The organism is Shewanella algae, from assembly GCF_009183365.2.
GTDB classification, from domain to species: domain Bacteria; phylum Pseudomonadota; class Gammaproteobacteria; order Enterobacterales; family Shewanellaceae; genus Shewanella; species Shewanella algae.
The window spans coordinates 2,324,191-2,338,995 of record NZ_CP068230.1; the positions used below are offsets into that span (position 1 = coordinate 2,324,191).

Consider the following 14,805-nt stretch of genomic DNA (forward strand, 5'->3'; position numbering starts at 1 on the left):
AAGGAAACTATTATGAAAGTGGTTAAGTGGATACTGGGTATTTTCGCGGTATTGTTTCTCGGTCTGGTTCTGTATTTGACCTTGTTATTTGATCCCAACGACTTTAAACCCGAAATAGTCGATGCGGTAAAAAAACAGACAGGGCGTGAATTGGTCATCAGTCAGGATCTCAACTGGACTTTTTTCCCGACTCTGGGAATTGAATTGGGCGGTATCAGCCTGAGTAACCCGGATGGTTTCGACGAGAAACAGATGTTGGCAGTTAATCAGGTTGTCGCTGAAGTTGCTCTGATGCCGCTGTTTCGTAAAGAAGTGGAAATTGCCCAGTTAAACCTCGATGGCTTGAAACTGGATCTCATAACCCAGAAAGACGGCCGCACCAGTCTGGATGGGCTCAGCGGCGATGCCGGTACGGCCAAAGAGCAACCCAAGAATACCGAAGGCAACGCTCAGGGGCTGGCCAGTCTCAATATCGGTGGCATCAATATCACCAATACCCAAATTCATCTGCTCGACAAGCGCAGTGGCAGTGACCAAACCTTTGTACTTGAGTCCCTGACCCTGGGCGAGTTTTCGCTGGGTAAATTTGCCCCTCTGGCTTATAAGTTCAGCGGCAGCATGCCGGACATGAAAATTGCCAGCGAGGGTAAAGGGCAATTGAAGATTTCAGCGGACATGAAGCAGTTGGAGATCACCGGCTTTGCCATTGAAAATCGCGTTGAAGGCAAGAGTATGCCCGGCGGCAAGTTGAGCGCCGATCTGAATGCCGATGTGAAATTGGATCTCAACCGTCAAAACGCCGAGCTGGTATTGAGCAGTCTCAAGGTGGCCGATATTGAAGGCAAAGGGGATCTTAAAGTGGCTTTCGGCGGCAAGGTACCGGATGTAAAAGCCAAGTTGGCACTGGGTGAAATTGACCTCGACAAGTTACTGCCTGCCGGAGAGGAAGATAAAGCCGCAGCCAAAACCACTGAGTCGGCAACGGCCGCCAAGGCCGGCAGTGAACCGGACTTGAGTGCGATGAAGCAGGTCAACTTCGCCATGGATCTTACTGTTAAGACCATTAAGGCTGCCGGCTTGACCACTGAAAACTGGAAAATGGATCTGGCTCTGAACAATGGCGTGCTGGATATGAAGCAGCTCAGCGCTGACTTGTATCAGGGCAAACTGATGACCAAGGCACAGCTTGACGGTCGCAACAAGGTCGCCAGCTACAATTTTGATACTCAGCTCAGTGGCGTCAAAATTCAACCTTTGCTCAAGGATGCGGCCGATTTGGAAATTCTTGCCGGTGCCACCGCTTTTAATGTCAAAGGTAAAGGCAAGAGCCTAATTCCGGATAACATCAAGCAAAACCTGGACGCCAACGGCAAGTTTGAAATCAGTGACGGTGCCCTTTACGGCGTGAATATCCCTCATATGATCCGCAGCGCCCAGGCCAAGCTAAAAGGTGATTTGTCGGCTCAGGAAGAGGGCGAACGCAAGACAGACTTCTCCAGCCTGACCGGTAGTTTCAGTCTGAAAAATGGTGTGGCCAATAACCCGGATCTGGCGATGGCCTCACCACTTATTCGCTTGGCGGGTGCCGGTAGTGCCAACCTTATCAGTGAGCAACTGGACTATAAGCTGAAAACCTCAGTGGTCGGCAGTCTCAAGGGCCAAGGCGGTGAAGGCAAGAATGATCTGGCCGGTGTTGAAATTCCGCTGATGATTTCCGGTTCATTCCAGGAACCCAAGTTTGCACTCGATACCCAGGCGCTGTTTGATTCCAAACTCAAGGAAGAAACCGAGAAGGTGAAAGACAAGCTTAAAGACAGCATCTTCAAGAAACTCGGAGGAGGTAAATGATGCGTGCCGTTTTGCCTTTGCTGGCGGTCTTGGCACTCGCAGGTTGCAGTGGCTCCAATGCTGCAACTACTGAGCCTGTGCCTCAAAAGACTCCGACTGGGATGGAGGAACTCAGAATGCCGACACTGCACTTTGGTACCATCAAAAAAGCACCGACAGCTGCCTTGCTTGAGGGTAAACTGACGTTTGCAGAAGTAGTCAATAAGCAGCCGCTGCAGGCGATGCTGGAGATCCGTAACCCGAGCGAGCACGTGGTTGGGATCCGCTTTAACTCAGGGATGACGGCGGATCTCTGGTTGGTGGATGATAAGGAACAGCGAGTCTGGGCCTGGTCGGATGAAATGATGTTCACTCAGGCTATCAGAGATACCAGTATCAAGCCGGGACAGACGCTGAAAGTGATGTTCAAGGTACCGGCCAAGACACTTGAGCGAATTGGCCCTGAGGGATACAGCTTCCAGGCCCGCTTTGAAGGCAAACCTCTGGAGTCCAAGTTGGCGGCTATGGCCATGCTGGAAGTGCCGGTGGCGAGGCGTTAAGGCGCTTATCTAGGTTGGAATAAAAAAGTCAGGTTAATCCTGACTTTTTTATTGGGGTACTCAGTCTTTGACCAAGCTGTAACGGGCGGTAAAGCGCGTTAAAACTGGGCTATCAGTTCCTTTTGCCGCTCACTTTGGCGGGTCAACTCTTCGCCGTGATGGCTTGCGGCTTCACTGTTGCTGGTCAGGCTGCCAACCCCTTGTTGCAACTGCTCTGAGTGGCGGTGCAACTGCTCAACCACACAGGCTTGCTGCTCCGTGGCAACGGCGATTTGCTGGCTGTGTGCGGCAATTCGGCCCAGGGCACTGGTGGCTTCATCCAACCGCTGCGCCAACTTTTGCTCCAGTTGCAGACTTTCTTTGGTCAGTTGCTGGCTGCGCTCCATCTCGGTCACTGTCTGCCGACTTTGCAGACTGAGCTCGGCAATAATTTGATGTATTTCACCGGCGGATTCACCGGAGCGCATTGCAAGGTTACGTACCTCATCGGCCACCACGGCAAATCCGCGGCCGGCTTCACCGGCCCGGGCCGCTTCGATTGCCGCATTGAGTGCCAGCAGGTTGGTCTGATCCGATAGTTGCTCTATCACTTCCAGCACGGTGTTAATGCTGCTGCAGCGTTTATCCAGCGCCAGCAGTTGAGCCTCCACCTTGGTAAGCAGAGCGGTGATTTCACTGTTGGCTGCGCGGCTGGCGGCCAGGGCTTCGAGCGTTTGCCGGTTACTTTGCTCAAGCTCAGTGACCTCGTTGGCGGTGTCAGCGGAAGTTTCGGCAATCTCTGTCACAGCACCTTTGAGTTCGTTGATGGCATCACCTTGCTGTTTCAGTGCGCCGGTTTGCTGTGCCAGTTCGCGGTAGTTGGCATCGACTGCGGCCTGATGGGCACTCAAACTGTTATCGAGGATCTCACCGCTGTCTTTTATCCGCCCTGTGATGGCAAATATCTCGGCCTGCTGCATTCTCAGGCTCAATTCCAGCTCGGCGAGTTCATCTGTGCTGTTACAGTAAATAGCCTGCATCAGTGGATTATTCTGTACTCCGCGGCTGAGTTGACTGACATTTTTTAACCTTTGTTTGAGTCTGAAAAGGCTCCAGCCCATCAAAGTTGCCGCGGTGCAGACAGGCACAAATTGCCAGAGACCGCTTAGCCAGGGCAGGGGCACCAAGGATAGCAGTGATGCACCCCAGCATAGTGCCAGTTTGGTTGTCAGGTCGAGTTTAACGCGTGGCAGTATCGATTTTCCCTGATTGATGGCCCGGTAGCAGGCCTCGGCTCTGGCAATCAGTTCTGGTGTTGCCTTGGTTCGCACTGATTGATATTCAACTATTTTGCCTTTTCGGCGGATCGGGGTGACGTAGGCGTTGACCCAATAGTGACCACCATCCTTGCGGCGGTTTTTCACCAAACCCATCCAGCTGTTGCCACTCTTGATCTGTTGCCAGAGATCGGCAAAGGCTGCCTTGGGCATATGAGGATGGCGCACTATGTTATGCCCATGGCCCAACAACTCTTCATGGGAAAAGCCACAAAGTTCGACAAATTCCTGATTGATGTGGGTGATACGCCCTTTGAGATCTGTGGTTGATAGAATACGGGCACCTTCAGGCACCGGCGTCTCGATGCCGGTAATGGACAAATCTCTGCTCATTTTTGTTTTTATTTAGGGTGGATTAATTCAGCGGATGATTATCGACAAAGATGAGCGTCAAATTTGTGACAGCGAACAAATGGTTAACAATTGTACCGAAGCGGCTTGTGAAAGTTAGAGCAGGATCAAAAGCGGCATCAAAGATGCCGCTTGGGTAGGAGTTTTTATCAGGTCTTGACTCGGGTCACATCCACGAACAGGGTCAACATCTGTCCGGGTTGCAGGTATTTACTGGCCTTGAGCTGGTTCCATTCCAGCAGATCATCCACAGTGACATTGAACTTGCTGGCTATTCGTGCCAGCGAATCCCCGGAGCGAACCTTGTATTTCACGGTGCGCATTACGGCGTTGGCATTCTGGGATTTGCCAGAGGCTTTAGTCCAGATGGTCAGCTGTTTCCCGGGACGCAACGGCGTCTTGGCCGAGATACCGTTCCATTTCACCAGCTCGTTGACACTGACACCATTATCCTTGGCTATCTGCCACAGGGAGTCACCGGACTTGACCTGGTAGCTGCGTTTGCTCTTGCCGGACTTATTCTGACCCAGACGCTGCTCTTTGGAGAGCGGGTAGGCCGATGCATCCTTGAGGGCGACCGGGATCAACAGGTGCTTGCCGGCGACAATATTGTTGCCACTGATGCCGTTGACAGAACGGATCACATCGATACTGGTATGATGTTTCTTGGCTATCACTCCAAGGGAGTCACCCTTGCGGATCTTGTATCTGAGCCAGTTGAGGCGCTCGCTGGGTTCAGTGCTGGCCAGGGCGATTTCAAACTCTTTGGCCTTGTCCAACGGCAGTACCAATTTGTGTGGCCCTTCCGGCGCTGTGGCCCAGCGATTAAAACCCGGGTTGAACTGTTGCAGTTCATTGACTTCCATACCGGCAAGGCGGGCTGCCAAGGCCAAGTCTATCTGACTACCGACATCGACCACTTCCAGCTTCTGCTCGTTGGCAATTGGTGTCAGGTTAATGCCGTATTTGTCGGCGTTTTTGATCACATCGGCCAGTGCCAGCAGTTGTGGCACATAACGCTCGGTTTCCTTGGGCAGTGACAGGGACCAGAAATCGGTAGCTTGCCCTTTTTGACGGTTACGCTTGACCGCGTTCAACACCCGACCTTCGCCTGTGTTATATGCGGCAATGGCATAGAGCCAGTTCTCGCCCGTCTTGTCGTAGAGGTATTCCATCATATTCAGCGCAGCGGCCGTGGCAGCTGGTACGTCGCGGCGTCCGTCATACCACCAGTTGATCTCCAGACCAAAATGCAGCGCCATGGGCGCCGTAAACTGCCACAGCCCGGAGGCGGCACCATGGGAGTAGGCAAAGGGGTCGAAGGCACTTTCCACTATCGGCAGCAGCGCCAGCTCCATCGGCAATTTACGCTCTTCTATCTGCTCGACAATCAAATACATGAAAGGGGCAGCCCGCTCGGAGATCTGCTCCAGGTGTCTTGGATTATTGATGTACCACTGGCGGTACTGACGCACCAGCTTCTCATCGGGAACCGGCATATTGAGTTGGCTGCGGATCCGTTGCCATACATCTGTGACAGCGACTTCAGGCTCAGTGATGACTTGTGGAGCCTGAGTGATGACCGGAGCTGGAGTGGCCTTGACCGGCGCTTCGGCAGTGGACTCCGGCGCCTGAGACAGCAGCTGACAGCCGCCAAGCAGGGAAAGGCTCCCCGCCAACATAAAAAATCTGATTTGCTTCAAAAACAGCAATCCTCGAATGATGGCCTGAACAGACAGGCAAACGCACATCAAACGGAAACCCGGGATAGGCCTGGTCCCTTGGCCCGGGATAGCACCTTGGGTGGTACTTTTACCCTGGTTTGGTTTCCGTGGTGAAAAAGAAGTGCCGTTACTGAAAGCCAAGTATTGTTATTTAAAACAAGTAGATAAATCTATCTTGGCCTGGCATTGTCATAATAACGACACAAAAAAGCGGCTTATTGTAACCCGGTTTTCAGAAATTGTCTTTCCATTGCCTGAGAACTGCAAAGCGGCTCACGGGATCATGGCAGGGGTGGCCGCTGTGGGCCTCCAGTACGTTCTGCAGTGTGTTCTTTTGGCAGCGCATAAAGGGATTGATGGCCTTTTCACGACCAATAGTGGAGGGGAGTGTGGGTTGTTGCTGCTCGCGCAGCGCTTCGGCTGCAAGTTGGTAGTCAGCCAGTGCCTGGTTATCCGGTTCAACGGCTTTGGCAAAACGCAGGTTGGCCAAGGTGTACTCATGGGTGCAATACACCTTGGTGTTGTCATCGAGGGCCGCAAACTGACTCAAGGAGTGGTACATCTGTTCGGTACTGCCTTCAAACAGGCGGCCGCAGCCGGCGCAGAACAGGGTATCGCCGCAAAAGAGGGCATCGCCAATCAAGTAGGCGATATGATCCAGCGTGTGCCCGGGGACCTTGAACAGTCGACACTCTAAAGCAAATCGGCCTTGCCCAGGCTCAAGCCGATATTCGCCTTCCTCGGTTAGTGCCCGGGTAATGCCTTTGATGGCCGGATTGGCAGGCCCGTATACCGGGAGCGAGCCGAAAGCTTCCTTTAAGGCCAGGATACCGCCGGTATGGTCGCTGTGATGGTGAGTTATCAGTACCCCGGCCAGCGTCAGATTATTTTGCGCCAAAAAAGCCAACACGGGCGCGGCATCACCCGGGTCCACCACCCAACAGCAATCACCTTGGGGTGCCACTATGGCCCAGATATAGTTGTCATCGAAGGCGGCAATGGGCGTTATCTTTGGCCGGGCGAGGGGGACATTGACGTTGGACATAAGCTCAAGGCTCCTTTGAGTCGACGGGATCAGTTTCAATTTTACTGAGCCTCATACTTGCTTGTATAGGGGGTTCGTTATTAAGCTGAGCCTAGAACGGCTTAACCGGAGTATCTATGCCTCTCTCGTCTGAGTCCAGACCCAGCTCCTGGGACAGTTTGCCAGCCGGTGAGACTATCAAACGTGAACTGGAAAGCAAACTGGCCTATTGGTGGCCCAGAGTGTTTGGTTATCATCTGTTGCGCCTGGGGGCCTTAAGCCGCGAACTCGAGATCAAAAACTGTCCGGTCGGGCATCAGTTTTCCCTCTATCCCGGCAACGGCGCTTCGATAGTTGCCGATTTTGCCTCGCTGCCGTTGGCGCCGGCCAGCATAGATGCGGTGGTGATGAACTTGGTACTGGAGTTTGAGACAAACCCTTACCGGATTTTACGTGAAGCCGACAGGGTGCTGGTCAGCGGAGGTTATCTTTTCATCGTCGGGATTAACCCGTTCAGCTGCGCCTTTTTCGGCAAGCTGCTGCCCAGATTTCAGCAGGCTTTACCCTGGAGCGGCCATTTCTTTATGCCGGCCAGGGTCAAGGACTGGCTGGGGCTTCTGGGGTATCAGTTGGTGCACGATGAGCGGCTCTTGTACCATTCGCTGCTCAGCGAAGCCGCGCCCTTGAGGATATGGCATCATTGGCAGCAAAAGTGGCTGCCGGGTACCGGCTCTCTGTATCTATTGGTGGCCCGCAAGCTGGATTCGCCGTTAACCCCCTTGGGGGATAAACGTCGTCAGCGGATCCCCGGCTGGCAACCCACGCCGACACCGGGATTCTCCGGCAGGCAACTGGAGCGCCACACTAAAGAAGAGCAATAATTGCAATGCGTATTACCCTGAAACAGTTAATGATTTTTGAAGCCGTGGCCCGCACAGGCCAAGTGGCCAAGGCCGCCGAGCGGGTTAACCTCTCTGCGCCGGCCACCTCCATGGCACTGTCGGAGCTTGAAAAGCAGCTCGATACCCGTTTGTTTGAGCGTATAGGCAACCGCTTGCAGCTCAACTCTCAAGGCAGTCTGCTGTTGCCTCTGGCCAGCGATGTGCTGCAGCGCATCGAGCGCATAGAGCAGGCTTTTACTCCGAACAACCATGAACTGGCCGGTATGCTAAATGTCAGCGCCAGTTCCACCATAGGCAATTTTCTGCTGGCCAAGGCGGCGGTGGCATTCAGCCAGCAGCACGTTCAGACTCAGGTCGACTTGGCGATAGACAATACCCGTAAGGTTATCCGTGATGTGGCCGAGTTTCGCGCCGAGCTGGGCTTCATTGAAGGTTATTGCCTCGACAGTCGTATCGCCGTATTGCCCTGGCATCAGGACTGTCTCAAGGTGTTCTGCCATCCGGCGCACCCGCTGGCGGGAAGCAAGGTATCGCCAAGCGCGCTCAAGGGGCTCTCCTGGGTATTGAGAGAAGAGGGCTCGGGCACCCGGGAGTACTTTGTCGATGCCGCCAACCGCTTGGACCTGCAGCCAGAAGCCCGTTTCTGTTTTCCTACTCCGGATGCCATCAAACAGGCGGTGAAACAGGGCGCCGGGCTTGGGGTTTTATCTGAGCTGACACTGGATAAAGAGCTGGCTCGCAGAGAGTTGGCGTTGGTGGAGGTGGAGGGGCTGGCGCTCGAGCGGCCGTTTTACCTTATTCGCCACAAGAGCCACAGCCTGACGCCATTGGCGCAGGCCTTTATCGACTTTTGCGGCAAGTTTTTGAAACTCAAGACAGTCGCGGACAAAGGTAGTCATTAGAGACCAAGCTTCTAACGACCAAGCCTCTAAAGATTATAGCCATTAAAGACTGGCCTGATAACCCTGATCGACAGTGGCAGGGTTGGCCTCGGCGGCTTCGCGGGCCAGGGTGTCGCAACGTTCGTTCTCCGGGTGTCCGGCGTGGCCCTTGACCCAGCGCCAGTCTATCTGATGTTGTTGCGTGGCCTTATCGAGTCGCTGCCAGAGATCGACATTTTTCACCGGCGTCTTGTTGGAAGTGACCCAGCCTTTTTTCTTCCAGCCGTGGATCCATTGGGTGATCCCCTGGCGCATATATTGGCTGTCGCTGGTCAGCACGATTTTGCAAGGCTCTTTCAGGCTCTCAAGCGCTATGATAGGTGCCAGCAACTCCATGCGGTTGTTGGTTGTCAGGGCAAAGCCACCGGAGAGTTCTTTGGTATGCTGTTTATAGCGCATGACAACACCATAGCCGCCGGGCCCGGGGTTGCCCAGGCAAGAGCCGTCGGTGTATATCTGGATCTGTTTCAGTTCGCTCATCAAGTTGTTACCATATCCGGCAAATGCGGGCGAGTATACCCGTAAATTCACTCAGGAAGCTGCAAAAAATAGATGAATATCATATCGAATGCCAGTCGGCAGATCATTCTGGATACCGAAACCACAGGTATGAACCAGGGCGCAGGCCCCGTCTATCTAGGCCACAGAATCATTGAAATCGGCTGTGTGGAAGTCATTAACCGCCGCTTGACCGGCCGCACTTTCCACCAGTATATCAATCCGGGCCAACCCATTGATGAAGAAGCGATTGCGGTTCACGGTATCACAGATGAGAGAGTGGCCAACGAGCCCAGGTTTCATGAAATAGCCTCCGACTTTATCGCCTTTATTCAAGGGGCGGAGATTGTGGCTCACAACGCCTCGTTTGACGTGAGCTTTATGGATCATGAGTTTTCCATGACCCATCCCAGGGGGCCGGTGACGGCGGATATTTGTCAGATCCTCGACTCCCTGGCCATCGCCAAGTTTTTGCACCCAGGGCAAAAGAACAATCTGGATGCCCTGTGTAAGCGTTATCACATAGACAACTCCCGCCGCGAGTATCACGGCGCTTTGCTCGATGCCGAGATCCTCGCCGATGTTTATCTGGCGATGACAGGCGGCCAGACCAAGTTCAACCTCTCCAGTGAACAAGCAGGTCAGGAAGCCGGCGGCATCATGCGTCTCGATGCCAATCGCGCAAAACTTAAAGTGATCGCCGCATCGGCCGATGAACTGAATATGCATGAGCAAAGGCTCGATTTAGTTGCAAAATCAGGCAAGTGCCTCTGGCGCGACGAGCCACAACCTATGGATTGAAGCAAATAATGGGATTGAGACCAGCGCTGGGCCTCATGGTGTGTCTGCTGCTTGGCCTTGGGGCCCCGGCTGTGGCCGAGATAGTACCCAAGGAACAGGCCTCTGAGCTTAAGAATCGTTTTCGGGTCGACCATATGGTCGACAGAATCGTGCTTCTGGTGCAGCGGGAATACGGCTCCGCCCCTGTGGTGGTGGTTTTGCCTGATGGCAGTAAATGGTATGCCTCGCGCCACCCGGAGAATGTCAAATGGACCGATGGCGTCACAGGCGACATGATTTCGGTGGAAAACCCGGTGCCAGGCCCTTGGCAGCTCATTGGTAAAGTGGTGCCCGGCTCGCAAATTACCCGGGTATCCGAGCTGGGGATTGAGGTGGATGAACTGCCTCAGCCACTGTATCAGGGCGAGCGCCTTAAGCTGACCGCCCATCTCACTGGTGATTCGCTGAGAATGCGACTTCCCGGGCTTGAATACCTGTTGCAATGGACGGCGCGTTTTGTTTCCTCCCACAAACCGGGCGATGAAAACTTTGCCGCCGGTACCCTTATTGTCGGCAGTTATCAGGACAACGGAGAGGCGCTGGATGAACGGCCAGATGACGGCACCTTTACTTCCAATATTAACCTCAACCAGCCCTGGGGAGATTACACCCTGCAGGTCAGTGTGCAAAACGATGTGTTTGAACGTGAGTTCAAACAGGCATTTCGCCTCGAACCTTCGCCTGTGGATATTAAGGTGGTTGAGCCGGACGATCCCCTGACTCAGCCATGGGGCCTGATGCTGAGTGCCAATCCAGACATTCTGCGCCTTGAGGAAACCTATTTCGATGTTGAGCTTTTGGGGCCGGCCGGATTGCAACTGCCGGTTACCGTGCGTCAGCCCACAGAAGGCACCACGCAACTCGTGCTGCCCCAGGTGAGTGACTTTGGCAGTTACCGTATCAAGGGCACTGTCTTCAGCACAGACAAGCAGGGAAGGGAGCTGGTGTTGACCCTGCCGGAGCGCTTTTTCAATTTTGTCGAGCCACCCAAGCCGCCACCGAGCGCCGAAGAGATGGCCGCCAGGGCTGCAGCAATAGCAGCCAAAGAAGAAGCGGCGGCCAAACAAAATGCCCTTTACCTGATCATAGGCGGTAACGTCTTGCTGTTACTGTTTGGGGTCGGTGCGATTCTGTTTTGGCGCAAGCGTCAAAGTCTGAAGCAGGCCTTGGCTGCGGCTGAAGAGCAGTTGCTGGCAAAACAGCAGGCAGCGTCCAAGGAAGATGATGTGCAGGAGATTGACCTGACCCTACCCGATGAGGATGAGCGCAAATCCAACTGAACATCTTGATTATCCATGCTTTGCTGTTTTTTTAGCTAATCGGGATCCTCGGGGTAAAAAAGTTGTTGACGCTGACAAGGGGCCTACGTATTATTCCCGGCAACTTGAGTGGAGCGGTAGTTCAGTTGGTTAGAATACCGGCCTGTCACGCCGGGGGTCGCGGGTTCGAGTCCCGTCCGCTCCGCCAGTCAAGTTAACGAATTCAAGCCTTATTGCCCAAGCGATAAGCAAGAGTTTGGAGCGGTAGTTCAGTTGGTTAGAATACCGGCCTGTCACGCCGGGGGTCGCGGGTTCGAGTCCCGTCCGCTCCGCCAAACAAACAAAAAGCCCAGTCAGCAATGACCGGGCTTTTTGTTTTATCTGGTTTCAAGCCGAATCTGGCACATTGCCACAAAAATTTCTGATCCCATCCTCTTTAACTCATATATGCTCATACAGAAACAGCGATTGACTCTGGCGTTGCTCATGCTGTAAAGCTGTTTCGGGTCGCCCGAAAGAAACAAAAAAGGATTCTACTTATGGTTGAAAAAATCACCGCCATGCTGGCGTTGATAGGAGTCTTATCTCTGGCGTGTCAGTGGATTGGCTGGCGGATGCGTCTGCCGGCGATATTGCCGCTGCTGCTTTGTGGTTTGTTGCTGGGTCCCGGGCTGGGTTTACTGGATCCCGATGCGATTTTCGGCGACTTGCTGTTTCCCATCATCTCCCTCGGGGTTGCTGTCATTCTGTTTGAAGGGGCGTTGACGCTCAACTTCAAGGAGATTAAGGACCATGGCCGGATGGTGACGCATTTGGTGTCTGTGGGCGCGCTGATCACCTGGGGCTGCATCGCCTCGGCGGCGCATTTCCTGCTGAGTTTTGATTGGCCGCTGGCACTGTTGTTTGGGGCCTTGGTAGTGGTTACCGGGCCGACTGTGATAGTGCCCATGCTCAGAACCGTTAAGCCCAAGTCTCAGCTGGCGAGCATTCTGCGCTGGGAGGGGATAGTGATAGATCCCATAGGCGCCATGCTGGCGGTGTTGGTGTTTGAGTACATTACTGTCAGTGCTGGGCAGACAGCGCATGTACTGCTGGCACTCGGCTCTATGCTGGGTATTGGCCTTGGGCTTGGTGCCTTGGCCGGTTATCTTGTTGGGCGGGTGCTGAGGAGTAATCTCTTACCCCACTATCTGACCAACACGGCAGTGCTGACCATAATGCTCGGGGTCTTTGTCGGTTCAAACCTATTGCAGGAAGAGTCCGGCCTGTTGACCGTGACAGTAATGGGGATTTGGCTCGCCAATATGCGCGGCGTGGATATTGCCGATATCCTCGAGTTCAAAGAGACGCTCACGGTACTGCTTATCTCGGCGCTGTTTATTTTGCTGGCGGCCAGGTTGGACTCGTCGGCCATGCTGGACCTTGGTCTGGGCGGCCTTGGGGTATTGGCAGTGGTGCTTTTGGTGGCCAGGCCGCTGAGCATTTGGCTCTCGGGTATAGGCACTTCGCTCAGCAGCGCTGAAAAGTGGTTTTTGAGCTGGGTGGCGCCGCGGGGGATAGTGGCGGCGGCCGTGTCATCACTGTTTGCCATCAAGCTGGAAAAGATGGAAGTGCCCGGCGCCGAGACCATAGTGCCACTGGTGTTTTTAATCATCATAGGCACAGTTGTGATCCAGTCGCTCACCGCCAGACGCTGGGCCAGTATTCTTGGGGTGCAGGCAGGCTCTGCCCGCGGCCTGCTGATCTTTGGCGCTTCCAAGTTTTCCCGGGAGCTGGCCAAGGTGCTCAAGAGCAAGGATATCAAGGTGATCCTTGCCGACAGTAACTGGGATAACATTCGTTTGGCGCGGATGGATAATATTCCGGTTTACTTTGGCAACCCGGCCTCGGAGCATGCCGACACCTATCTGGATTTGACCGGCATCGGCAAGGTGTTGATCCTGTCTCCCTATCGTCAGCTCAACCCTGTGGTCTATTTCCATTTCCAGGATATTCTCGGACAGAAGAAGGTTTATGGTCTCAGTAACACGGAAAGCAACGGTACCAGTGCCCGCCATCAATTGTCTGAGTCCTATTTGAAGCGTATGTGCCTATTCGGTGAAACTGTCTCCTACGCCAAACTGGCCAGTTTGATGTCCAAGGGCGGGGTGCTGAAGAGCACTAACCTGACAGAGAGCTTTGGCTACAAAGACTTTTGCCGCCGCTATGGTGAAACTGTGGTGCCCTTGATGTACCTGAAAAATGGTAAGGTCACTATGTTGACCGGCAACACTACAGATTTGCCAAGAGGAATCGAGCTTATCAGCCTGATCCCCAAAGAGGCGCTGGCGGAGGCATCGGCGCTCAAGGAAGCGGAGGAAACCCTCAAGCAGGCAAGGGCTGAAGCCGAGCAAAAGGCCAAGGAGCAGGAAGCGAAAGAACAGCAAGCCGCGCTAACTGAGGCTGAAGTGCAAGACAAAGTGAGCTGTGATAAAGAGGGCGAAGCCGGTGGAAAAGAGAGCGGGAAAGGTAATGGGGAAAACAAGGGGAAAGTTACCGCGTGATCAAATTTGAGCCACGGCGCCGAAAGTAAACGGAAAATACCGGGTCATTAAAACGGCCCGGTATTTTTGTATCACAAGGTTTGGCTATAGAAGATTAATGCAGCATCAAATCTTGAGATGCCGGATTGGCGCTTCCACTAACATGCCTGCTATAGTCCGGGCACCGCAGGCGTTAAAAATCAGCCATCAAAGAGGTGAACCATGTCCGATTTTGCCGTTTCCTCCGAAGCAGAAGCGTTTTCTTTGCAGGAGAGAGAAGCCTTGTACAAGGCGATATTTGCCCGCCGCGATGTACGCAGTCAATTTTTGTCAAAGCCGGTTCCCGAAGAGAGCTTACAGAGGATCCTGGATGCGGCGCACCATGCGCCCAGCGTTGGCTTTATGCAGCCTTGGGACTTTATTCTGGTGCGCAGTGAAGCCAAGCGCCGCGCCATTAAACAGGGGTTTGATGCCGCCAATGCCCGTTCGACGGAACAGTTCAGTGGCGAAAGACGGCTTCATTATCAGCGGTTAAAGCTTGAAGGTATTCTTGAGGCGCCTTTGGGGATCTGTGTGACCTGCGATCCCAGCCGCACCGGGCCTGTGGTACTTGGCCGCACCATCAAGCCGGAAATGGACAACTACAGTGCAGTTTGCGCGGTGCAAAATCTGTGGCTCGCCGCCAGAGCCGAAGGCCTGGGTGTGGGCTGGGTCAGTATTCTTGATGATGAAGTGCTGCGTGAGACCTTGGGGATACCTGAGGAGATAAGAATTATCGCTTATTTGTGTCTGGGGCGGGTGAGCGCTTTCAACGATACCCCTGAGCTTGAGCGCAAAGGCTGGTTGCCCCGGCGACCACTTGAGTTGGCGGTCCATGAAGATGGCTGGCAGGCTGCGCAGCAGCAACAAACCGATGAACTGCTGGCCGAATTCTTGCGCCAAAGAGAGCGCCAAAGCGGAAAATGACATCTCATTCTATAGAAACAGTTGAGCTAAGCGCAGATATGAGCTCAAGGCAAGGATGAAATGGCAGAGCGGTAA

12 protein-coding genes and 2 tRNA genes are annotated in these 14,805 nt (G+C 53.8%); 10 read left to right on the plus strand and 4 right to left on the minus strand.

Annotated features, from left to right (window positions below):
* The first annotated feature begins 12 nt into the window (after nucleotides 1-12).
* Nucleotides 13-1,848 carry an AsmA family protein gene (locus E1N14_RS10345; protein WP_025009659.1) on the plus strand — a complete coding sequence of 612 codons (1,836 nt, stop codon included), beginning with the start codon at nucleotides 13-15 and terminating at the stop codon, nucleotides 1,846-1,848.
* The gene (locus E1N14_RS10350; RefSeq protein ID WP_081782881.1) at nucleotides 1,845-2,387 is read left to right on the plus strand and encodes a BsuPI-related putative proteinase inhibitor; all 543 of its coding nucleotides are present in this window, start codon (nucleotides 1,845-1,847) and stop codon (nucleotides 2,385-2,387) included. The genes E1N14_RS10345 and E1N14_RS10350 overlap by 4 nt, the downstream gene beginning before the upstream one ends.
* Before the next feature lie 98 nt (nucleotides 2,388-2,485).
* On the opposite strand, the gene E1N14_RS10355 is transcribed toward E1N14_RS10350, so the two are convergent.
* The 3 genes from E1N14_RS10355 to gloB all read right to left on the minus strand — a co-directional run bounded on the left by E1N14_RS10355 (nucleotide 2,486) and on the right by gloB (nucleotide 6,823).
* Nucleotides 2,486-4,036: a methyl-accepting chemotaxis protein gene (locus tag E1N14_RS10355; RefSeq protein ID WP_062793464.1), complete on the minus strand. Its 1,551-nt coding sequence runs from the start codon at nucleotides 4,034-4,036 to the stop codon at nucleotides 2,486-2,488.
* Nucleotides 4,037-4,203: 167 nt separating this feature from the next.
* A complete protein-coding gene (locus tag E1N14_RS10360) occupies nucleotides 4,204-5,736 on the minus strand; it encodes a LysM peptidoglycan-binding domain-containing protein (RefSeq protein WP_247600906.1) in 1,533 nt (510 codons plus the stop codon).
* Nucleotides 5,737-6,010: 274 nt separating this feature from the next.
* Complete coding sequence (gene gloB, locus E1N14_RS10365) at nucleotides 6,011-6,823, minus strand: hydroxyacylglutathione hydrolase (RefSeq protein ID WP_025009661.1); 813 nt, start codon at nucleotides 6,821-6,823, stop codon at nucleotides 6,011-6,013.
* A 116-nt stretch (nucleotides 6,824-6,939) separates the two neighbouring features.
* Here gloB and E1N14_RS10370 point away from each other — a divergent pair, with 116 nt between their 5' ends.
* Both E1N14_RS10370 and E1N14_RS10375 read left to right on the plus strand, forming a co-directional pair.
* On the plus strand, nucleotides 6,940-7,683 hold the full coding sequence (locus E1N14_RS10370) for a class I SAM-dependent methyltransferase (protein WP_025009662.1): 744 nt from the start codon (nucleotides 6,940-6,942) through the stop codon (nucleotides 7,681-7,683).
* A 5-nt stretch (nucleotides 7,684-7,688) separates the two neighbouring features.
* A complete protein-coding gene (locus E1N14_RS10375) occupies nucleotides 7,689-8,606 on the plus strand; it encodes a LysR substrate-binding domain-containing protein (protein WP_025009663.1) in 918 nt (305 codons plus the stop codon).
* A 42-nt stretch (nucleotides 8,607-8,648) separates the two neighbouring features.
* Here the strand turns inward: E1N14_RS10375 and rnhA are convergent, their stop codons facing one another.
* Nucleotides 8,649-9,125 (minus strand): ribonuclease HI, encoded by a 477-nt coding sequence (gene rnhA / locus E1N14_RS10380; RefSeq protein WP_025009664.1) that lies wholly within the window; start codon nucleotides 9,123-9,125, stop codon nucleotides 8,649-8,651.
* 72 nt (nucleotides 9,126-9,197) lie between these two features.
* Here rnhA and dnaQ point away from each other — a divergent pair, with 72 nt between their 5' ends.
* The 6 genes from dnaQ (at nucleotide 9,198) to bluB (ending at nucleotide 14,730) form a co-directional block, all read left to right on the plus strand.
* Nucleotides 9,198-9,944 (plus strand): DNA polymerase III subunit epsilon, encoded by a 747-nt coding sequence (gene dnaQ / locus E1N14_RS10385; protein ID WP_025888086.1) that lies wholly within the window; start codon nucleotides 9,198-9,200, stop codon nucleotides 9,942-9,944.
* Nucleotides 9,945-9,952: 8 nt separating this feature from the next.
* Nucleotides 9,953-11,263, plus strand: coding sequence for a TIGR03503 family protein (locus E1N14_RS10390; protein WP_062793466.1), 1,311 nt, complete (start codon nucleotides 9,953-9,955; stop codon nucleotides 11,261-11,263).
* A gap of 110 nt (nucleotides 11,264-11,373) precedes the next feature.
* Nucleotides 11,374-11,450: transfer RNA gene (locus tag E1N14_RS10395), tRNA-Asp, on the plus strand.
* 50 nt (nucleotides 11,451-11,500) lie between these two features.
* A tRNA-Asp gene (locus E1N14_RS10400) sits at nucleotides 11,501-11,577 on the plus strand.
* A gap of 204 nt (nucleotides 11,578-11,781) precedes the next feature.
* Nucleotides 11,782-13,785 (plus strand): cation:proton antiporter, encoded by a 2,004-nt coding sequence (locus tag E1N14_RS10405; RefSeq protein WP_025009665.1) that lies wholly within the window; start codon nucleotides 11,782-11,784, stop codon nucleotides 13,783-13,785.
* Nucleotides 13,786-13,986: 201 nt separating this feature from the next.
* Nucleotides 13,987-14,730 carry a 5,6-dimethylbenzimidazole synthase gene (bluB, locus tag E1N14_RS10410; protein ID WP_025009666.1) on the plus strand — a complete coding sequence of 248 codons (744 nt, stop codon included), beginning with the start codon at nucleotides 13,987-13,989 and terminating at the stop codon, nucleotides 14,728-14,730.
* Nucleotides 14,731-14,805 lie beyond the last annotated feature (75 nt).